The sequence below is a fragment of the Paenibacillus sp. EZ-K15 genome (assembly GCF_002573715.1).
Lineage (GTDB): Bacteria > Bacillota > Bacilli > Paenibacillales > Paenibacillaceae > Paenibacillus_AQ.
The window spans coordinates 117,997-140,057 of the sequence record NZ_PDHM01000013.1 but is presented as its reverse complement, the minus strand read 5'-3'; the positions used below and the strand labels follow the sequence as shown (position 1 = coordinate 140,057).

The 22,061-nt window shown below is 49.8% G+C and carries 19 protein-coding genes; 2 read left to right on the top strand and 17 right to left on the bottom strand.

What is annotated here, in order from left to right:
- Window positions 1-49: 49 nt before the first annotated feature.
- The 11 genes from CRG97_RS12360 to CRG97_RS12310 form a co-directional block, all read right to left on the bottom strand.
- The gene (locus CRG97_RS12360) at window positions 50-703 is read right to left on the bottom strand and encodes a YdcF family protein (RefSeq protein ID WP_098743221.1); all 654 of its coding nucleotides are present in this window, start codon (window positions 701-703) and stop codon (window positions 50-52) included.
- Window positions 703-1,260 carry a ribonuclease FAU-1 family protein gene (locus tag CRG97_RS12355; protein WP_071218240.1) on the bottom strand — a complete coding sequence of 186 codons (558 nt, stop codon included), beginning with the start codon at window positions 1,258-1,260 and terminating at the stop codon, window positions 703-705. The genes CRG97_RS12360 and CRG97_RS12355 overlap by 1 nt, the downstream gene beginning before the upstream one ends.
- A 99-nt stretch (window positions 1,261-1,359) precedes the next feature.
- Entirely contained in the window at window positions 1,360-4,044 is a 2,685-nt protein-coding gene (locus tag CRG97_RS12350; protein WP_098743220.1) for a transglycosylase domain-containing protein, read from the bottom strand.
- Between the two features lie 184 nt (window positions 4,045-4,228).
- Window positions 4,229-4,468 (bottom strand): RNA chaperone Hfq, encoded by a 240-nt coding sequence (gene hfq / locus CRG97_RS12345; protein ID WP_076321134.1) that lies wholly within the window; start codon window positions 4,466-4,468, stop codon window positions 4,229-4,231.
- A gap of 53 nt (window positions 4,469-4,521) precedes the next feature.
- Entirely contained in the window at window positions 4,522-5,469 is a 948-nt protein-coding gene (miaA, locus tag CRG97_RS12340) for a tRNA (adenosine(37)-N6)-dimethylallyltransferase MiaA (protein WP_098743219.1), read from the bottom strand.
- Entirely contained in the window at window positions 5,459-6,238 is a 780-nt protein-coding gene (locus tag CRG97_RS12335) for a class I SAM-dependent methyltransferase (RefSeq protein WP_098743218.1), read from the bottom strand. Before CRG97_RS12335 ends, miaA begins: the two co-directional genes overlap by 11 nt.
- Window positions 6,239-6,255: 17 nt before the next feature.
- Entirely contained in the window at window positions 6,256-8,241 is a 1,986-nt protein-coding gene (mutL, locus tag CRG97_RS12330) for a DNA mismatch repair endonuclease MutL (RefSeq protein ID WP_098743217.1), read from the bottom strand.
- Between the two features lie 37 nt (window positions 8,242-8,278).
- Window positions 8,279-11,047, bottom strand: a complete 2,769-nt coding sequence (gene mutS / locus CRG97_RS12325; protein WP_098743216.1) for a DNA mismatch repair protein MutS — start codon at window positions 11,045-11,047, stop codon at window positions 8,279-8,281.
- 251 nt (window positions 11,048-11,298) lie between these two features.
- On the bottom strand, window positions 11,299-12,549 hold the full coding sequence (locus CRG97_RS12320) for a putative amidoligase domain-containing protein (RefSeq protein WP_098743215.1): 1,251 nt from the start codon (window positions 12,547-12,549) through the stop codon (window positions 11,299-11,301).
- A gap of 107 nt (window positions 12,550-12,656) precedes the next feature.
- Window positions 12,657-13,223, bottom strand: coding sequence for an outer spore coat protein CotE (locus tag CRG97_RS12315; protein ID WP_098743214.1), 567 nt, complete (start codon window positions 13,221-13,223; stop codon window positions 12,657-12,659).
- A gap of 128 nt (window positions 13,224-13,351) precedes the next feature.
- Window positions 13,352-14,332, bottom strand: coding sequence for an aromatic acid exporter family protein (locus tag CRG97_RS12310; protein WP_098743213.1), 981 nt, complete (start codon window positions 14,330-14,332; stop codon window positions 13,352-13,354).
- A 470-nt stretch (window positions 14,333-14,802) separates the two neighbouring features.
- On the opposite strand from CRG97_RS12310, the gene scfA reads away from it, so the two are divergent.
- Both scfA and scfB read left to right on the top strand, forming a co-directional pair.
- Entirely contained in the window at window positions 14,803-14,952 is a 150-nt protein-coding gene (scfA, locus tag CRG97_RS12305) for a six-cysteine ranthipeptide SCIFF (RefSeq protein WP_076321126.1), read from the top strand.
- 102 nt (window positions 14,953-15,054) lie between these two features.
- On the top strand, window positions 15,055-16,434 hold the full coding sequence (scfB, locus tag CRG97_RS12300) for a thioether cross-link-forming SCIFF peptide maturase (RefSeq protein WP_098743212.1): 1,380 nt from the start codon (window positions 15,055-15,057) through the stop codon (window positions 16,432-16,434).
- A gap of 233 nt (window positions 16,435-16,667) precedes the next feature.
- Here the strand turns inward: scfB and CRG97_RS12295 are convergent, their stop codons facing one another.
- The 6 genes from CRG97_RS12295 to CRG97_RS12275 form a co-directional block, all read right to left on the bottom strand.
- A complete protein-coding gene (locus CRG97_RS12295; RefSeq protein ID WP_098743211.1) occupies window positions 16,668-17,312 on the bottom strand; it encodes an MBL fold metallo-hydrolase in 645 nt (214 codons plus the stop codon).
- A 31-nt stretch (window positions 17,313-17,343) separates the two neighbouring features.
- Window positions 17,344-18,324 (bottom strand): GNAT family N-acetyltransferase, encoded by a 981-nt coding sequence (locus CRG97_RS12290; RefSeq protein WP_161952927.1) that lies wholly within the window; start codon window positions 18,322-18,324, stop codon window positions 17,344-17,346.
- Window positions 18,325-18,588: 264 nt separating this feature from the next.
- Window positions 18,589-19,803 (bottom strand): MFS transporter, encoded by a 1,215-nt coding sequence (locus tag CRG97_RS12285; protein ID WP_098743209.1) that lies wholly within the window; start codon window positions 19,801-19,803, stop codon window positions 18,589-18,591.
- Window positions 19,804-20,122: 319 nt separating this feature from the next.
- Window positions 20,123-20,281 carry a hypothetical protein gene (locus CRG97_RS33065; RefSeq protein WP_161952926.1) on the bottom strand — a complete coding sequence of 53 codons (159 nt, stop codon included), beginning with the start codon at window positions 20,279-20,281 and terminating at the stop codon, window positions 20,123-20,125.
- Window positions 20,282-20,451: 170 nt separating this feature from the next.
- Window positions 20,452-21,282, bottom strand: a complete 831-nt coding sequence (locus CRG97_RS12280) for an ABC transporter permease (protein ID WP_098743208.1) — start codon at window positions 21,280-21,282, stop codon at window positions 20,452-20,454.
- Window positions 21,279-22,061, bottom strand: coding sequence for an ABC transporter ATP-binding protein (locus tag CRG97_RS12275; RefSeq protein ID WP_098743207.1), 783 nt, complete (start codon window positions 22,059-22,061; stop codon window positions 21,279-21,281). The genes CRG97_RS12280 and CRG97_RS12275 overlap by 4 nt, the downstream gene beginning before the upstream one ends.

Sequence of the window (22,061 nt, the reverse complement as noted above, 5' to 3'; positions counted from 1 at the left end):
TCTATTCCAATGTATTCTATTTACAGCCTGCTTATTAGAAGTTTCGTCCTCATAGGACACCCATGGCGATCAACAGCCGATCGGCCGTCCATTTCGTATAAGCCAGCACTTCTCTAGACTTGTGTTTAGCCATCGGCAAAACGGTAGATTCCGTCAGCGACATAGAAGGATGATCGTAACCAAGGGTTGTTGCAACCTCCATCGCTCTCGTCCCGTGATAGTCATGGGTTATTATAATGGCGGTATTCCACCCATGCTCCTCCATAATCGCTTGGCTGAAGAGCAAATTCTCGTAAGTGCTCGTAGCTTCGTTCTCCAGGAAGATCCGTTCCACCGGTACGCCCGCGTCAACCAAGAAATTTCGCATTCCTTCGGCTTCGGTATATGGATACCCCGGCTTATCGAGACCGCCAGAAACAATGAAGGTATCAAAACGGCCTGCATGGTATTCAACCAGCGCATGCTCAAGCCGCTCGCGAAGCCCCGGACTTGGCTGATCTCCCCACATGGAAGCGCCCAAGATAATGCCGACATCCGCTTTCTCCGACGGATTGCTGACGGCACTTTCGATTTTCCAATATGCATAACCTGACCATAGCACTCCAAGAACAACGAGAGAGAGCAGGGTAATCATCCCTCGCCGATACCATGCTCTCTTCTTCGTGCCTGCTTGTGACAGACTCTTATGTATTTCCTGACGCATTATTTCTTCCTCCTGAACTCTCCATTATGAAATAACTGGTCGCGGTGCTTCAGAGACATCATAAAGTAAGGGAATTCATGCGCGTCGATGGCCCGAAGCAGATTCCGTGCGGTTACCTTGGCCAGCCTGTAGTCATCCCGGGTAATGTCATTCCGCCCTAGGGCATCCTCAAGCTCATCTTCATCCAGCAAGAACACTTCACCATTCTTGACGACCACAACGTCCAAATACAGATCGTCAAACCAAGGAACACCCTGATCTGTTACCCCCTGTTTCTTGCAAATATCGATGTACCATTGAACAATATTTCGTTTGTCATCAAACATGGCGGTCACGATAAAATGGCTGTCCTTCGGATAATACTGCAGCCATGAATAGCCTTTGTCCGCGATTCGGTAAGTATGACGGCCATACGTCTTCCATAACGGTTCTTTCAGGCCATATATGGTATATAACGTGAGATACCCTGTAAACTGCTCACATTCCACATACCGGGAAGTGAAGTGCCGGCGGGTGATACGGCGCCAATTCGCCCGATCTCCGAATTTACGTTTCATGGAACTTTTCCTCCCCATTCGTATTCCCAGCTTACCACATTTGGGTTTCACACTCAAAACAAAGAAGCCCCCGCAATCATGCGGAGGCTCTCAAGTTCATTATGGACTATCTTGGAACTCGTCAGAACCATCAACCGGATCCGACGGATCCACAATCGTTCCCGGTACCGTAGTAATATTGCCCGTATCGGTGTCGGTTCCTCCAGTGCCTGTGTCACCATGGTTAGATCCATCTCCTGAGCCATCAGATCCATTGCCAGGATTTTGACCATCTTGGCCATTCCCGGCTCCGTTTCCATTGTCAGGAGGGTTCGTTCCATTACCGTTACCATTACCATTTCCGTTGCCATTCCCTGGGCCTTCACCATTCCCATTGCCTGGCTCGCCATTACCGTTGCCATTTCCGTTCCCGTTGCCATTCTCATTCCCAGGAGGGAACTCATTGCCTGCTCCGTTGTCACCTTCATCAACCGGAGGCGGTTCCTCGATGTCCCCCGGATCGGGCTCGAGATCCTCAGGCGGCAATTCCTCGGAAACGGCCACAATTTGCAAGATGTTCGAAGGTGCCGACTCTTGGCTCGTTGACGGGTCTATAGCAGTCACATAATAATCATAGGTCAATCCCTCCATTGCGCTCAAATCCTCAATGGATGTACCGTTCAAGGCATCGAGAATCGGGGTGTATTCCGATTCCGACGTTTCCTTACGATACACGCGGTATTGCACGTTGCCCTGAACCGGATTCCAGCTCAGTGATACGGTCTGAGTCTCCCCATTATAGGAGCCCGTCAAACCGCTGACTGCGGTTAACGTCGTTTCTTCAACAGGTGGCTTTACCGGCTCGGTACTCGGGAAGCTCTTCGCTTCATAGCCTTGAACCGCCTTCTCCATCACTTTGCCCCATAAGGAAGCTGAGATCGAACTGCTTCGTTTCAGCAGATGCTGCCGGTCTGGGTTATCATAACCCATCCACACAGCTGCGGTTAACTCCGGCGTATATCCGACAAACCATACGTCGCGGTTTGAGCTGACGCCCTTATAGCCGCTCTGCGTGGTTCCGGTCTTACCGGCTACCGGACGACTAATCCGGGCATTTCTACCCGTTCCGTCCTCTACGACGCGCTTCATCATGTCTGTCATTTGCGAAGCCGTCGAAGCGCTCATCACGCGCTTCCCTTTGCTGCCTTTGTTCTCATGCACAACCTTGCCTTTGTTATCTTTAATCTGCTTGATTGCAAAAGCCTCTTTGAATTCTCCGCCATTAGCAAAGGCGCTGAAAGCTTGTGCCATCTCGAATGTGTTCGTACCGGTATTCATTCCGCCGAGGGCCAGGGATAAGTTCGCGTCGCCTTCGGTCATCTTGATGCCGAGACTCTGAGCGAACTCGAATCCGGTTTTTACGCCGATTTGGTTTAACAGCCATACGGCCGGAATGTTCTCGGAACGCTGAATCGCTTCCGGCATACCAATGGTCTCCGAATATCCGTGCAGATTTCTTGGGCAATAGTTGGTGCCAAAACATTGCTGTTTATTACTCAATCTGGAGTCCTTCGTAAACTTCCCGGATTCCAGCGCCGGTGCATACGATACAATCGGCTTCAAGGCGGAGCCCGGCTGACGACGGCTGTCGGTAGCCCGGCTGAACCCGCCGCGCGTATATTCCCGTCCACCGGACATCGCTACGATCCCGCCGGTCTCCTGGTTAATGATGACCATGGAGCCCTCAACGGGTACGTCATCAGGACCTTTTTCAAAGTTTTCCGGGTTCTTGAACTCTTCTTCCATTGCCGTCTGGGCATTCACGTCCATCGTTGTGTAAATCTGATAACCGCCAATATTAACATCGTCCTCGGTGAGGCCCCATTTTTCTTCGGCTTCTTCCATTACATAGTCGATAAACGCTGTATATTTCTGCTGTCTTTCAGGCGGTGTATACGCATAGTCCACTTTCTTGGCTTTCGCCGCCTCTTCGGCCGTGATATAACCCTGCTGTTCCATCAAAGTCAATACCACCGCGCGACGCTCTTTGGAGAGCTCAGGGTTCTTGAGCGGATTATATCGGGACGGCCCCTTCGGCATTGCCGCCAGTGTTGCTATTTCCCATATCTCCAGTTTTTTCAGATCCGATTTGCCGAAATAACGCTCGGACGCGGCTTTGATGCCGTAATAAGGCCCCCCGAAGTTAATCCGGTTCAAGTACATCTCAATAATTTCCTGTTTACTGTGCTTACGCTCAAGCGCCAGCGCGATCGACATTTCAGTCGCCTTCCGGAAGAATGTTTTATCCCTTGTCAGGAATATGTTCTTCGCCAGCTGCTGCGTGATCGTACTTCCGCCTTCGACCATGGAACGGGCCATGACATCCTTTACCGCTGCGCGGCCGATCGACCACATGTCTACGCCGTTATGCTCCATGAACCGTTTATCTTCTGTTGCAATAAATGCTTGTACCAATAGCTCCGGAATATCCTCGTACTTCACAGGATCACTCTTCTGAAGGGACAGTTCGCCCATCAGCGTGCCATTACGGTCATATACCTTGGAAGTTCCGTAAGCGGTCAGCTTATCCTGATTCTGCTCCAGCAGCTTTTCACCGCTGATCAAGATGAACAAATAACCTGCAAGTGCACAGAAGATCGCAATGACAGCCGTAAAAAACAATGCCCATGCAATTCGCTTTCCTTTGCCTTTTTTCTTCTTCGCATTCGGTTTCGTGGTTTTGGATGTCTTCGGGTTGTCTTTGTTTTTGTTCAACCGTGACATCTGATTATCTTTTCCAGCCATTTGTCCCCCTCCTTACTCCCTTGCGGGATCAAGCCTTCTGACTCAAGTCATGCCTCGGAAAGAAAAGAACAACCTTCTCAGGTTGCTCTCTGCACTCCTTATAAGCTAAACGAAATATAAGCCAAAAAGTTTCAAATTAATCATTTACGGTATGATTCTGCTCTTTATGAATCCATTCTAAAATCTATTGTTCGCTGCTGTTATCCTGCATCAGGGACACATTACGCTGCGGCATGAACGTGGAGATAGCATGCTTGTACACCATTTGCTGACGGCCGTCGCTGTCAATCACGATGGTAAAATTGTCAAAAGCTTTGATCGTTCCACGGATCTGAAAGCCGTTTGTAAGGTATACCGTGGCCGGAATGTTCTCTTTGCGCAGTTGGTTCAAGAACGTGTCTTGGATGTTAATGGACTTGTTCATTAGCCGTACCCCCAATGGTTCATTTAGATTGTTTTGAAAATATATTCAAGATTTCAGTGAAACTTTCCTGCTATTATAGCACGGATTTTTTGATAGTTTGCAGAAAAATTTCCCGAGTCGGTGACGTCTACCCACTCGATGTCCTTCATGTGGCGAAACCAAGATAGCTGCCGCTTAGCGAAACGGCGTGTATCGCGCTTAAGCAGCACGACGGCCTCCTCGTAGCTGAACTCCCCGCTAAGGTACGAAACGATTTCCTTGTAACCCAGCCCTTGCATGGATACAAGCCCCGGAGCGAACCCTTTGTTCATGAGCGCCGCCACCTCATCAACAAGTCCCTGGCTCAGCATAAGATCAATTCGCTCTTCAATACGGTTATATAGCATTTGCCTGTCCATTGTCAAACCGACCAAGCATAAGTCATAGGGAGATTGCTTGGTTTGAGGTGCCAGTTGGGTCGAAAGTGGGACGCCGGTCACATGAAATACTTCTAAAGCACGAACGACCCGACGTAGGTCATTAGGGTGAAGCCGCTCGGCCGTTTCAGGATCAACCTCTGCCAATTTTTGATGCAGAGCCTCGGCTCCATGCTCGTTGGCATAGCGGAACTGCTCTTCCCGAAAAACTTCATCCGCTCCCGTCTCGCTAAACTGATAGCCGTAACACACCGACTCCACGTAAAGCCCGGTTCCGCCAACAATAAAAGGAAGTTTCCCCCGCTGCGTAATCTCCGTAATGAGCCTCTGGCTCTGCTCCTGAAATTCGGCTACCGAATAGGGGTGATCGGGCTCGTGAATATCAATGAGATGGTGAGGAACGCCTTCCATTTCCTCCACGGAAATTTTGGCCGTTCCGATATCCATGCCCCGGTATACCTGCATCGAATCGCCGGAGATAATCTCGCATCCGAATTCCTTCGCGATCTCAATGCTCATTTTGGTTTTACCTACAGCTGTTGGTCCGATGAGAACGAGCAGTTTCGGTTTGGTTTCATCTGTCAATGGAAATCACTCCGTACGTTATTTTCGATTTTCCCCGTTCAGGCAATGTAAAGCCAAGCCGCTCAAACTCTCCGCTGGATCGCGCTTCCTTCATCACGACGGTTTTGCGCGCGACCCTAACCGCTTCTCTCACACTTTCCATTTCCAGCGGCTCCCCATTTGCATAATTCCTTAGAGGATGGATCGAAGCCGATTCGGCGATCGGTTCACGGAACATCGGATCAAAATAAACAATGTCTACGCTCCGGTCCGGCAGCGACTTCAAATAATCCAGGTGATGGCTGTTCCTGACCTCGATTCGCCTCATCGCCTGATCACTGGCCTCCAGATGGCTTTCATAGGTCCGCAGCCCTTCTTTCAGCAGCGCATACAAGGGCAGTGAGCTCTCCAGGGCAGTGATCTGACTGCTCGCCCCGCCCCTGCCCGAGAATACCAGGGAATCGGCTCCAAGCCCGGCCGTACAATCCAGTACGGAATCCCCTTCCTCCATTCCGGAAGCCTCCAGCATGGGATCGGGTTTTCCGCTCAGCACGCGTTTCAATCGGACAAACCCCATACTCGGATGAAATTCCATGACCGCCCCATCCGGTCCGCTTAGACGTACATGTCCGTTCAGTACGACCAGCACGTCATCGTCTCCGAACCTGCGGGCTAATTTTCGCAATGAATGACCGCCGCGCTGGACATAACGGCAGCCGATTTCTTGGGCTAAACTTCTCGCGCGCTCCACAATGTCCGGCGCTTCCGCTTCTCCAGTTGTTATAATCATGAAGGTCCTCCTTGCTGTTACATCACGCGTTTAAACATTTTCTCCAAATCATAAGCTGAGAACGAAACCACGATCGGTCGTCCATGCGGACATGTGTATGGCTGCCGACAGGCGCCCAAACGCTGAATCAACGTCATCGCCTCCTGCTCCGTCAGCTTCTGATTGGCTTTGATGGAAGCCTTGCAGGAACACATGATCGACGAGGTTTCTCTCAGCTTGGCGATATCAATATTGCGTTCGCTCAGCACCCATTCAGCCATCTCTTCGATAATGGCCTTCTCGTCGCCCTTAGGGAACCAGAACGGATGGGAACGAACCAGGAAGGTATGGCCGCCAAAAAACTCCATATAAACGCCAACCTTCTCAAACCAATGCAGCCGTTCCTTCACCTTCTCCGATTCCGAGGGCGTGAATTCCAACGTAATCGGCAGCAGCAGCTCCTGGGATGCGTCTGCCGGGTTGCCAAACTGTTCATAGTAATACTCGTAGTTAATCCGCTCATGTGCGGCATGCTGATCAATCAGGTACAGCCCGGTATCATTCTGTGCTATAAGATAGGTGCCGTGATGCTGGCCGATAAGCGTAAGTTCCGGAAATGGCGGAATCTCGGGAGCCGGTCCTGAGGCCGCCTGCAGCCACTCCTTCGTTATGGCAGGAATTCCGGCATTCCCCCTGGTCTCATTGCGGTAATCATTGCGGTAAGAAGAAGCTGCTGCCGTTTCCCGCATTTGCGAGGTGGCAGCTGTTCCTGCTGTTCCGGCCCCATAAGTCTGCTTGATATTGGACTCAGACTGGGTGAATACCTGACCCTCCGGCCGTGTCGACGCAGGCGGCGCATGGAGAGGCATGTTTCCACCAGTGGAAAGCTCGCCGCTTCCTGGGATCGCGATATCCCGTTCATTACCGCTGCCGATCGCAGAGGCACGACCTTGCGCAGAAGAAAATTGCAGCTGTTCCTGGATATAGGCGTTGTCGCTTTTGCCAATATTTTGTTTGGCCGGACGTGGAATAAGGATTTCCTGCTGCAGCACCTTGCGAATCTCTTCCTCCACAAAAGCGAACAGCTCCTGCTCTTTGCTGAACCGCACCTCCAGCTTGGATGGATGCACATTCACATCGATCAACGAGGGGTGCATGGACAGCTGAATGACAACGAGCGGAAACCGGTTGATCGGCAGCAGCGTATGATAACCTCTCAAAATCGCCTGCATTAAGCCGTAATTCCGAATATACCGCCCGTTAATGATGAGCGACATGCCGTTACGGTTTGCCCGCGTATAATCCGGGCGGCTAATATATCCGCTTAACGTATAATCCATATTCTCCGCTTCAAACGGCAGCATCGCTTTGGCCGATTGGGTACCGTATATGGCCGCAATGACCTGAAGGGCATCGCCATTGCCCAGCGTCTGCAGCAGCGAGTTTCCATTGTGCCTGAGCGTAAAGGCAATATCCGGCCGGGAGAGGGCCAGGCGATACAAATAGTCGGATATGTGCCCCAGCTCCGTTTGGATTGTTTTCATATATTTCAGCCTTGCCGGCGTATTAAAGAACAATTCCTTCACGAGGAAATCCGTTCCTCTGGGTGCGGCCGTCTCTTCGTTCACGCGCAGATGACCGCCTTCGATCTCGATCACACGCCCGCGCCCATCCTGAGCATTGGAGGTAACCAGACGTACCTTGGATACAGCCGCAATGGATGGCAGGGCTTCGCCCCTGAATCCAAGGCTGGTGATTTGGAACAAATCGCGGCCTTCAGCGATTTTGCTCGTTGCATGACGATAAAAAGCCGTCTCGCAATCCTCCGGATCAATGCCGGCACCGTTATCCGTTACGCGAATGCTGTCCAGTCCACCTTCTTCAACCGTTACGTCAATCTTGGTGCTCCCGGCATCAATGGCGTTCTCGACTAGCTCCTTCACAACGGAGGCAGGTCGCTCCACCACCTCACCGGCAGCAATCTGGTTTGCAATATGCTCGTCCAAAATCCGAATAATCCCCATCGTTCCTACCTCCGTTTCATTTCATTCCTATGCTAAATCACATATCCTTCGCTTGAAGCTTCAGGTCATTCAGGAACTGCATGGCCTGAAGCGGCGTCATATTCATCACGTCCGCTCCCTTAACGGCATCAATGAGGCTCTTAACGGCAGGATCTTGAGATGCTTCCTGCGGCATCGATTGCTGATCCTTACCAGGCTTAGCACTCGATTCAGGCACTTCCTCCTCGCCAAAAATGGAGAGCTGCACCACGCCGCCCTTCTGGTCAGCACCGCCCAAGCCTTCAGCATACAGCGTTGTATCTTCTCGATGCTCATACACAGCTTCCGGTCCGCTTCGTCTTTCATCGGACTGAGGTGCGGCAGCTGGCTGCTCGCGCTGCATCACAGCCCCTTGCTCCGATGCCACCGCGGCCAGCGAGGCCATCTCCAGGCCCTGCAGCAGCCCATAGGCGCGATCAATGATACTGCCGGGCAAGCCGGCCAATCTCGCACAGTAAATGCCGTAGCTGCTGTCGGCTGCGCCAGGGATCAGCTTGCGGAGGAAATGCACTTTGTCTCCGCTTTCCTGAACCGCCATGGAATAATTTTTAAGACCGCCAAGGCTTTCCTGTAAATGGGCAAGCTCATGGAAATGCGTTGATACCAATGCCTTGCAGCCGATATGGTCATGCACATACTCAATCACGGCTTGTGCGATTGCCATGCCTTCACTCGTCGACGTACCGCGTCCAAGCTCATCAATGATGATCAGGCTGCGGGGCGTCGCTTTTTCCGTCATGACCTGGATATCCGCCATCTCCACCATGAAGGTGCTCTGGCCGCCGATCAGATCGTCAGCCGCCCCGATGCGGGTAAAGATCCGGTCGACCAGCGGGACAACCGCACGCTCTGCCGGGACAAAACAGCCCATCTGGGCCAGAATCGATAATAAGGCAACCTGGCGCATGTACGTGCTTTTTCCAGCCATATTCGGACCGGTAATAAGCAGGATCGAGGAGCCGTCCTTGCGCAAATCCGTTCCGTTCGCGATAAACGATGAATCCTTCATGACGGCTTCCACGACAGGATGACGACCGCCTTCAACGATATAATCATAACCTTCGCTCAGTTCCGGCTTCACGAACCGGTATTCCGCACTGACCGCAGCCAACGATTGGTAGACGTCAATCTCGGCAATTCGCTCAGCGAGCTTCTGCAGCCGGCTCACTTGGGTATTTAGCTTGTCCCTGAGCTCGGTAAAGAGGGCGTACTCCAGATCCACCATCTTCTCCTGCGCCTCCAGGATCAGACCTTCCTTCTCCTTCAGCTCGGGCGTGACGTAACGCTCCGCGTTCGCCAGCGTCTGCTTGCGTTCGTAGCGGCCTTCCGGCAGAGACGACAGATTGGACTTGGTCACCTCGATATAATAGCCAAACACCTTGTTGTAGCCGATCTTCAGCGACTTGATCCCCGTAGCCGCGCGTTCCTTCGCTTCCAGCTCCGCGATCCAGCGTTTGCCGCTGGTGCTCGCTTCACGAAATTCATCCAGCCGCTCGTGATAGCCCGGCTTGATGATGCCTCCGTCACGCACGGACACCGGCGGTTCATCAACAATCGCATTCTCGATCAGTTCACACAAATCGTCACAAATATCCGTATCCGCTGCCACCCGGCGGAGCGTCTCGGAAGCCGACTGGGCACACAGCTCTTTCAGGGAAGGAATTTGTCTTAATGACAGCTTGAGCGCGTTCAAATCCCGTCCGTTCGCGCTGCCGAACGCAATCCGGCCAACCAACCGTTCCAGATCGTATATCTCTTTAAGCGCCATCCGCAGATCTTCACGCAGTATGTACTGGTTATATAAATGCTCAACAGCCTCCAGCCGCTCTTCAATCCGGCTTCGGGACAGCAGCGGTTTATCGATTCTCCGCCGCAGGAGTCTGGCTCCCATCGAGGTTTCCGTGCGATCCAGAAGCCACAGGAGCGAACCTTTCTTTGAACGCTCACGAACTGTCTCAACCAGCTCCAGGTTGCGTCTGGTGAATGGATCCAGAACCATGTATTGTCCCGGTTCATAGGAAGCAATCTGCGTCAGCTGTCCCAGTGACCGCTTCTGCGTCTCGCTTAAATACGAGATCAGCAGCGATATGCAGGCTCTTCGCTCCTCTTCCAGGCGGGCCCAGGCCGGTTCTCCGAATTGGGTGCGAACCAATGCGTCCTCCCTACGATCCCATGCCGTATAAACGATGTTGCGGCTGCCTGGAAGCGCCTGAGATGAAATGATATCAAGAAGCGCTGCGTCCCCAATGATCTCGGAAGGCTCATAGAGACCAATCTCATCCCGAAGCCATTCCTCCGAAGATGGCACTGACGTCACATAAAGCTCACCGGTGGACAGATCGCATGCCGATAAAGACATCAAGCCGCCCGCTTCCGTTACGCACACCATGTAATTGTTCGATTTGTCGTGCACGACCTTGCCGTCCATGATGGTCCCCGGCGTGACGACCCGAACGATTTCTCGTCGCACCATTCCTTTGGTGACCGAAGCATCCTCCATCTGCTCGCAGATGGCGACTTTGTACCCTTTCTCAATCAACCGCTGGATGTAACCCTCCGCGGAATGATAAGGCACTCCGCACATCGGTATTTTCTCTGCACCGCCGCCTTCGCGGCCGGTCAGCGTAATCTCCAATTCCTTCGACGCGAGGATCGCATCATCAAAAAACATTTCGTAAAAATCGCCTAAGCGGAAAAAAAGAAACGCATCGCGCGCTTGTTCTTTGACCTTCAAATATTGTTCAATCATCGGCGTATATTTAGCCATGACGTACCTCCATTACCTTCTAGCTTGACCTCCATTATAACAGAAATTGATCGCAAGGCATCACGGTTTAACGTGCGCGTTCAAAAAGGTCGGTTTTCAGCACCGAGAAGGTTGGATGAAGCTAGGGAGTGAGGAGCGGAGCGTACGTAGTTTGTACGTGAGCACCGGAAGGCCCGGATGAATTCAAGATTCGATGCCGAGTTGCTTCTTGATTCACTTCGTGATCAAAATCGGACTTTTTGAACAACCTCTTAAACGGGAATATTCCACAGCGGCCTGATATCTCTGCTCTCATCCCAAACGCGCCCCGCCTCCATGTGCGCAAGAGCCAGTTCGATTTCACGAGCAAAGTCCGAATATTCCGGCAGTGCCGACAAATCCCTGTGCCAGCCTGCAATACATTCTTGAAGCACGGACTTGTCGCCTTCATAATAGGCGCGATGGTAACGTTCCGTATTGAATGGCCTCGCTAGCAAGCGGTCGCTGTACCGAGCTGCCAGATAGGCAACATAGAGTGACACCTTCGCGACAAGCGGCGAAACGAGAAAGCTGGGAAGCGTACGGTATTCAAACCCGCCATACGGCTGCCTCCGAAAATCGCCCAGGAAACCATAACGGGGTCTGCGAAGACGCCCCTTGGGGTCTTCGAGCAGCGCCAGCGGCAGAGCCAGATAATTATCCAGGGTCTGAAGAAGGGACAGGGAGAGCGGTACTCCGCTGAAATGAATATGGCCGCCTAGCGGGAAATCACCATAAGGCAGAGCTCCTGCCCTCCATGTCAGTGAATGATCGGTAATCAGGCTCTGGGCTTGACGCAGAGCTTTTTGCATTTCTATCATTAACTCCTTCGGCTTCGCTCTGGGTAACGGCCTGAGCTCGGCAATGGGGTAAATGACCTCACCCCGAAAACGAACAGCATCACTGCCGACCGATCCGCCACGCTCCATAAATTCGGATGCATACACAATGTCTCCGTTATCCTTCATCAGCACAAACTCGGGATCCATCCCCATGAGCAGCGGCGGAGTCAAAGGAAACTCACTGTCTTCGTTATGCGCGTGAAAACCTGCCGCCTGTTGGCCTTTGGCACTCATGACGGTTTTATTCCGGCCCGCTTTCATGCGGACATCCTCGACTACGTATTTTCGCCCGGGCCTGGCCGTGATGATGACCTCTCCTTCATCCACACCCAGCGTATACAGCGACCGCAGGGCCGCTTTCTCCAATCTCCGATGCAGGCCATCTTCATACCTCCCGTTCTCGGGATCGGGCTCAAATATCACTTCGCTGCCGCCAAGCTGATAAGAGCGGATCGAAACTGCGGACAACTGCTCGACATGAACCGCGTACCTGGCCGTGAAATGCTTCTCCTCAACTGTACTCAAGCCCAGAGAGCACGGTATCCCGGATCTGATCAGACGTGCTTGCGCGAGGAGCACAGCAGCTCCCTTTAATGGTACATATTCTTTTACAGCAGCTGGTTTTACTTTAAATGGAGCCATCTCCTAGTCCCCCTGTAAAAAAAAATAAAAAAGAGGGCATCCGCCCTCCGCAAAGCTGCCCTCACTGCATATGCTAAGATTAGAATCATTCCTACAGGAGGGTTATCTTACAGTTCATCCTCCAGACCTTCGTAATCAAGGTCTTCGTAATCATCGACTTCGTCTCCCAGGACGTAATCGAATTCTTTGTCCTCGTAGTCGCCGTGAGGTTGGCTGCATACTTTGACGACGACCTTGGTTTCGGCAATCAGCTCCACCGCGTACTCTCTCTCCACCCGCAGAATAACACTCGTGCCATTCGAGGATACGCTGGCCTCAACGCAGCTCGGCTCCTGTGTCGCTTCAGCCGACACTTCCACCGTGGATGCACGATGCTTCGGATCCAGATAAGAAAGAGGCACGCGTTCTACATACGATACCGTTTCTTTCGCCACATCGGTCTGTGAATTTTTGTCATAGGAATACCAGATGTTAACATCGTAAGTACCAATAACTTCAATTCCGTCTCCGGCGGCAACCGCCTCGTATTGATGGTTTATAATCCAAGCCCCCAAAATACTGGTCGGATTATTAGGCGGAGTCACGGTATGTGTTACGGTAGAGAATTTACGACCCTTGCCGCAGATCGCCTTCGTGATGATTTCTCTACATTGGTGTTTATGACTCAATGACATCTTCGAACCTCCTCCATACAATCATTCCATACATGTGTATGCAAGACATGGGCGAATGTTGAATGAAGTGGTCCAAATAAATTCATATGATGCTAAAAATATCAGATTTTTTTTTGCAAATCCCTGAGCTATACGGCCGAATCCGCGCGCTTCTGCGGTTTTTTCGCCGTGGGTGCCTTATACTTCTTCGAAATATTCAAATAGTATTCCAACTCATGGCATAACTGCAAGATGGCGGACCGGACCTCGAATTCTTCGCGGGTCGTCGGCAGTTCCATCTCCTTGAACCTGTCCTCCAGCTCAATCAGCAGTCCTTCGGACTTGCCCGTATATCCTTCGGCAACGACATCCTTGCTTAACTGATCGAATATTTCCGCCGTCAGCACGCCGTGAGGAAGCCGCTCGTAAACCTGGGATATCTGATGCATCATGCTCTGGATATTCTCCATCTGTTCCTTCCGCATATAAAAATAGATGTTCCAGGAGCCGTCCGGATGAATCATCTGATTCTCCGATGCCCGCTTCGCTTCTTCAATTCCTTTTTCAATCTGCCGGTTAGCCTCAATCAGCTCTTTACCGTCCCATATATGTTCGGGATCTCGAAGCGTAAGCGAGAAATGATGGAATATGACGGAGAAGAGCCCGTCCACCTTCCGGCGAATCTCCATCATCGCTCCCTCGCTGTTCGGCATATAAACCAAGTTCACAAGCATGGCCGATCCGAGACCGATAATTAACAGTTCTACTTGGGTGAGTAAAATGTCCACACCGATCTCTTCCCCCTGAAACACCCGAAACACCACGACCGAGCTGGTTACAATGCCTTCCTTGAAGTTCGCCTTCGAAATCGCGGGAAATGCAAGCAATATGTATAAAGCCAATACCCAATAATGAAAACCGAGAAAATAAAAAAGAATACACGCCAGCACCAGGCCCAGCAATGAAGCGAACAATCTGGACGATATGGAGCGCACACTCCGTTTTCGCGTGACGTCAACGCCGAGTATAGCAAGAAGACCGGCGGACGTAGCCCCCGGTATGTTCAAGGCATCTGTAATTAAGATGGCAAGCAGGCTTGCCGCAGCCGTTTTGATGACACGAAATCCCATGTGATGAAGAGCCTCCAGGCGAGTTGATGATGACTATATATGTTACCTTTCATGTGACTACATATTATAAGGTATCTTCATCCTAGCTTATTTTTATGCCATAAACAACCATGCCTAGGGGCCACGACCATTAGATTTTCCATGCCCGTGATATAGAAGTCGTTGGTCCAATAAAACACAATGTCTTTAGATTGAGATAAATCACGATACCATTTTAAAAGTGCCAGACTTAAACGGTGAAGTTCAAAATTTTCTTTCAACTCCGTTTCGTTACTTCCGATGTTCCCACATATCTAATCTTACTGCTGTTTTCTGATTGGATAGTAGACAGAGTTAACCGAAGCATAATGATATGCCACACCAATCAATAATGTGACCTTTTTGATTGTTGAGTATTCCAAGTTGCTGTTACCATAGTTCAACGTAGCGAGTTTATTCGAATTCACGAAATGGTAGAGGAGTTATTCATGATGAAAAGAATCGTAACACTAAGCACACGCAAACTGATGGACACTGCAAAACACGGCGGATGCGGCGCATGCCAGACATCTTGCCAATCTGCTTGCAAGACTTCCTGCGGCGTAGCTAATCAGCGTTGTGAGAACGCAATGAACAAATAACAAATGGGCAAAGAAACTCACCGCCGTCCTTACAAGGACGGCGGTGAGTTTCTGCTGAATAGCCGCCTGCAATTTGTAGTAAAAAGGAGCTTGATTCACAGTATGATTCATCAATATCAACTGAACGGATACAACATCGTAATCGACACCTATAGTGGCTCTGTACATGTTGTTGATGACCTGGCATATGAAGTTATTGCGCTTTATGAACATGAGACACCCGAACAAATCCTGGCGTTCATGATGGAAAAACAATATTCAGAAGAAAGCATTCAGGAGACAATCTCAGCGGTCGAGGAACTTATTAAGAATGAGCAGCTTTTTACAGAGGATGCCTATGAAGACCTTTCTATTCATTTAAAAACACGTAAAACGTATGTAAAGGCGCTCTGTCTCAATGTCGCACATACCTGCAATCTGTCGTGCGAGTATTGCTTCGCCAGCCAAGGGAAATACAATGGTGATCGAGCAATTATGAGCGTAGAGGTTGGGCAAAGAGCTATCGATTATCTACTCGAAAATTCTGGCCATCACCGAAACCTTGATATCGACTTCTTCGGCGGGGAACCGCTTATGGCTTGGAAAGTCGTCAAAGAGATTGTAAAATACGCACGAAGCAAAGAGAAGGAATGGAAGAAAAAATTCCGCTTCACCTTCACCACGAACGGCATGCTGCTCAACGATGAAGTTACCGAGTTTTTAAATCAGGAAATGTACAATGTCGTCTTGAGCTTGGATGGAAGAAAAGAGGTACATGATCGGCTGCGCACAACCGTTACCGGCAAGGGCAGCTATGATTCTATCGTGCCGAGGTTCAAGGAATTCATCCAGAAGCGCGGAGATCAAGAATACTATGTACGGGGAACGTATACGCGGAACAATGTCGACTTCACCAACGACATCTTCCATATCGCAGATCTGGGTTTTGACAAAATCTCGATGGAGCCGGTCATCTGTGATCCACGGGAACCTTATGCGCTTACCGAGAAGGATCTCCCGGAGATATACAATCAGTACGAAATTCTCGCCAAGGAAATGATTGAGCGCAGCAAACATGGCAAAGGGTTTACCTTCTATCATTACATGCTTGATCTCTCAGAGGGACCGTGCATTCAGAAGCGGATCACGGGCTGTGGATCAGGCACAGAATATCTCGCTGTCACACCATGGGGCGAACTGTTCCCTTGCCACCAGTTTGTCGGGGATGAAGCGTACAGCATGGGCAACATCTGGGATGGCATCACGCGGCCTGAGCTGCAATGCCAATTCCAAGAGAGCAACTGTTACACGAAGCCGGAGTGTAAGGGGTGCTGGGCTAAACTCTACTGCAGTGGCGGCTGCCCTGCCAATGCTTTGCATGCGACGGGTTCCATCAACGGAATTTACGAGTTTAGTTGTGACGTGTTCCGCAAACGGATCGAATGCTCGATGATGGCCAAGGTCGCCGAGTCAATCCGAGCGATGGAAGAGAGTGAAGTGTAGACAAATGAAAGAGGGGCCTCGCCCCTCTTTGCTATTTCAAATTTAGTACATCCTTCTAGTCGACTGCTATAAGCATTTTCCGCATCTTTAGATGCTATGAATAAATTCTCGCTAGACATAACAAGTGTCCAATGAATATGAAAAGCCGGATTCCTTAGAGAGGAAAACCGGCTTTTTGGATAACTATTAAATAGTACTTAGTGTCTACTTCCGTTAAAATGTTGGGGAACCCCTTATAAGAGATCCAGGATATTGTCAAAGACCTGCTTTTCCGTAACCCTATTATGCCCTGACACACAAAGTTCCATATGCATTTCTTTATACTTTAAAAGAGTCTTGATATAGTCGTCTTTTTCACCATAGAGGCTTGGAACAAGCTCCTCCATCGAGTCACCGATATTATCGCCTACATGAATGACCTTTTCCAATTCATCCATAACGCTGATGGAGTCCGCGGTATGCCCGGGTGTATACATGATTCTTATTTGGTCATCGGGAAAGTAGATCTCTTGTTCGAAAGTTAGATCGGGAAGAAGTTTTTCGGCTTCACCGTCAACAAAATGCCCGTATTTCTGCATCATCTCTTCCCAATGTATCTCGATCATGTCCCTGCAGCTCGTGTGAGATAAAATCGTGCAGTTTCGAAACGAGCTGTTTCCCCAGATGTGATCCCAATGGTAATGGGTGTTGATGACGATGATGGGCTTGGTATCATGCTTTATGTATTCTTTGACAGGCTCCATGCTCAAAGAGCCCAAGCCTGTATCGATGATGTAATTGTACCGATTGCCGAGAATAAGCTGAACATTTAAATCCCAACCAGCAGGCTGCCGATACGTAAACAGAATATTTCTATTCCTGATTTTTTGTATTTCCATTTCTGTTTCCTCTTTCTCCAATTGTTGATGTTTACAGCTTATGCACCATCTTGTAATTCCCGGGCTCCGCCCGGAAACCGATAAGATCACGGTTAATTCGAAGCATCGGGACGTTCATGGAATCGTTATGCGTTCTCAAATAAGGGACTCCGCATGCACGTGCTGTTTGAATGCCGAGCAGCTTTAAGGCAAGCGCGATGCGGCGGCCCCGGTACTCCGGCAGAACGCCGGTATATTCATGATACATCGCCTGCGTCTGCTCGTTCTGTTGCAATGTGACGACACCGATGTAGCGGTCGCCGTCCTTGGCGATATGGATCCATTCCGGGCGCACTCTGCTTTGTCCAATGCTCCATTTCTTCCATTCTTCAAACCAAGGGAAATCGCCGGAATAACCCGGTATATCCGGCTGCGTGACCTTGTACAGCTCATAGAGCTTTCTTTCCCCGTCTTCTCCCGGCTCATCGGCTAATGTAATGAACTGAATTCCGGCCCGTTCTGCCTCTTCAATCGCAACAAACAGGTTGTCGTCGTCAAACGATGCCAGATCCAAAACGGATTCGAAGATATGGCGCTCCTGTATGTAACCGCGACGTTCGGCAAAAGCTGCCGACGAAGCGTCCGTTTCTCTCAAAATAACGGTCAGATGAGAGGCTTTAACCTCTGCCGCCCATTGGTGAAGCGTATCGTACATCGCCTTGCCTACCCCGTTCCCGCGGCTTTCCGGGTGTACGACAAGGGTGAGGAATAATTCACCCGGCTCCGTCCAAGGTGCCCTCCAAGCGATAGCGTAAGCTACAACTTGCCCCGACTCATCTTCTGCTACCCATTTGGGACGATCCCATCCTGTCAGTTCGCCCTTCTCATTGTAATCCAGCTTTCCCGGAGGGATTTGGTCCTCCTCTTCCTTCAAAAGTTCTGCCGTTATCGGTTCCGGCCAAACCGTATTGAGCAGCAACGCAACCGCAGCATAATCGTCGGGCTCTCTCATCTTTCGAATTATAAATTTCATCGCTATCATTTCCTCCAAGTTTTCCTAACCCATCCCAAAGACATTATCCCATACCCGGAGGCTTCTTTCAGGGTAAAATATGGATTTATTGAAAAATTCACAGCCGATTTCTTAGCCAAATAAGTTAAGAAGTTCTTCAATTAGCACAGATAAATTCTTCTCCGTATAAATCTGGTGGGTAAGGGGAGTACATATGCATACCGGGCTTACATAAAAAAAGAACGAATCCCTATGGCGTGGGATTCGTTCTATCATGCTTATATTTTATTTAACTTCAACGGGTTGCAAAACCTCGCTTGGTCCTTTTTTTAGAGTCAACATGACGATAAGGGAAATGCAGTATAAGGCGGCTAAGTAGATCATGACGACCGTCATATCATAACTTTGAAGAATATAGCCGACAAAGATTGGCGAAAACCCTCCAATGGCCCTACCGAAGTTAAAAATCGTATTTGTCGCCGTACTTCGAATTTGCACAGGATAGAAGCTGCTAATTAAAGCTCCATACCCGGCAAACATGCCATTCGAGAAGAAGCCGACAATCGCGCCTCCGATTAAAATGGCAACACTTCCAGCCGCATAGGAGTATAAAAACACAGCACATGCAGAGGCAAGCAAGAAGATGCCAAAAGCACGCTTTGCACCAAAACGGTCCATAAACAAGCCGAATACTAGCATCCCAACAATCATGCCAACCGCTGTACTAATGGTCCAAAGAGCAGAACTTGAAACGGATAAACCTTGAGATTTCTGCAGCATGGATGGCAGCCATATCATCAAACCATTGTAACCGGCAATTTGCACCGTTGCCATAATAATCAATGAAATTGTTGTCAGCGATGTTCTAGACGTTTCAAATAGTTGAGCCAGCTTGCCTTTTTCATGTTGTTTGTTGGTTTCTTTATTTTTTTGGGCAGCCAGCCACTCTGGAGATTCCTCCAGGTTCTTTCGCACAATAACGGCGAAAATGACAGGTACCACTCCAACAAAGAATAAAGCTCTCCATCCCAAGAACGGAAGAATGACAGCACTTAGCAACGCTGCTAAAATAACGCCGTACTGTGCACCTACACTCACATATGAAGAAGCTCGTCCTTGTTTGTTTTTCGGCCAAGCCTCGGCAACGAGAGCCATACCAATTCCATATTCGCCTCCTGCGCCAAGACCTGCGATAAATCTGAAAATATATACTTGTTCAATATTCGCTGCTAATCCCGTTAAAGCCGTTCCAATTGCAAACAACAAGACGGTATTCGTAAACACCTTTACCCGCCCAAACTTATCAGCTAAAATCCCAAAAATAATACCGCCTAGCAGCATGCCGATATTCGTTATGGAAGAAATCAGTCCACCCGTTGCGAAATCAATGTTAAATTCTGAAATAATCATTGTCATCGCAAAGGAAACAAACATAATGTCCATTCCTTCCAACGTTAAACCAGCTACTGAAGCTACTACTGTCTTCTTACGATAATCCATTCTAGCGTTCCTCCAAATTCTTGATGATAAAACTCTCTTTTAGCGTGTTTGAGGGAATGGATTACACAAGACTTTTCCATTCTCTTTTGAAGCCTCACAGGACTCCCTTTAAAAGAGGTACTTAAGCAAAATAAAAAGCCCTTCTTGCACAGAGGGCAAAAGGGCATGCGAAGACATAGATATTATCAGCCTAAAAATATCACGTAGCCCTTTTCAGCCTCTCTGGACTGTATTAAAGGAAAATTTATTTCGTGATACATACTAGCAAAATAGTGCAGATTATGTCAACCTCAAACTTTCCAATAGTACACAATAACTCTTAAACAGTATCCCCAACCAAGACCATTAACGCCGCTTTTTTGCATTTCCCTTTCTCATGGTGGGCAAGATAAAGGAGTGCTTCCACATGACTCAATCGCGTAATATCGTCTTCTCTCTTCTTCCCTTTTTCCGGCAACGTTGCCAACACCTCTTCCAACTATAAGCGCCTCCTTCTGTATCGCTCTCAACTCAACAACACTACCATAATTCCCCATTAAAACAAAGAACCCTTCCGCTGGTCGGAAGGGTTCTCTACTCTATTAAAATCACTATTTTTACCTATGAGAAATTCTGCAAGATTCTCAGCTTGTTGAATACCCAGTTCAGTTAGCCTCGCATCAGAATCCTTTCTATATATACCACCATTTGATACATAGCTGTAGCCACAACGGCGATAATGAGCAGACTCGACAGCACAAGCGTGAAATTGAATACCTGAAAGCCGTACATAATCAAGTAACCGAGACCCGATTTGGCGACCAGAAATTCGCCGACGATGACGCCGACCCATGCCATGCCCACGTTGACCTTGAGCGTTGATACGATCGTCGGATAGGAAGCCGGCAAAATAACTCGCTGAAACACCTGGCGCTTGGTTCCGCCAAAGGTCCGGACGACCTTGATCAGATTGGAATCCACCTCATGAAAACTGTTGTAAACAACAAGCGTGGTCACGATGACCGTGATGGATAACGTAGTGACAACAATTGCGGTAAAACCCGCGCCAAACATCACGATAAATATGGGACCCAGCGCCACTTTCGGCATACTGTTGAACACAACCATGTAGGGATCCAGTACCTTGTTAAGAAACGGTGACCACCAGATGAATACGGCCAGCAGCGTGCCTACCAGCGTGCCGAGCAGGAATCCGACAACCGTCTCTCCTACCGTGATCCCCAAGTGCCCCCATAACTCGCCGCTGATCATATTCCCCCATATGTTGGCAAAAATTTTGGTCGGATAGCTGAAGAGCAGCACGTCTATCCATTTGAATCTGCCTGCCGCTTCCCACCAGATAAAGAATAGCAGCAGCAAGCTAAGCTGGACGGTCAGCACGCGTGTGCGCATGCTTTTCTTTCGCTTCATATGCTGAACATAAATATCCTGGAGCCAGCCCTTCGAAGAAGAAGCGGAAGGCTCATCCCTTGTTGTCATAAGCTGCACTCCTTCCCGATCGTTTGCATTTCGCCCCAGATCTCATGAAACAATTCGTTGAACCCGGGCTCCTTACGAGCATAAAAAGGCTGCACCCGGCGTATGTTCTCGGGAATATTGAACATGCGGTGTACCCTCCCCGGGTTGCGGTTCAGGAGAATAACACGATCACTCATCGCAATCGCTTCAGACAAATCATGGGTGACCAGAATGGCGGTTTTCCCCCGCTCCTTCAAGGTCTCCACGATCAGATCCTCAAGCTGCAGCTTCGTCTGATAATCCAGTGCGGAGAAAGGTTCATCCAGCAGCAGCAGGCCCGGGTCTGTCGCCAAGGTCCTTACGAGTGCAACCCGTTGTCTCATTCCGCCTGACAGCTGGGCCGGATAGAGATTGCCGCTCTCCCCAAGGCCCATCTCCTTGAGCAAACTCTGTACGATACCTCGACTTTCCGGATTCAATCTCTCCGTCAGTTCCAAGCCGATCAAGGCGTTATCCATAATGGTGCGCCAAGGAAATAAATAGTCCTGCTGCAGCATGTACCCGACCGCCGGCGACGGTCCGTTTACCGGTTTGCCGTTCACGTAGGCGGCTCCTTTGGATGGCTGCAGCAAACCGGCAATGACAGACAAGATGGTGGTCTTGCCGCAGCCGCTAGGCCCAACCAGGCTGATGAACTCCCCCGGTTCCACCTTCAATTGAATTCCTTCCACAGCCAGAGAGGCTTCCCGATCCGTGACATATGCATGAGCGATATCGTTCAATTCAACTACCGGTACCAT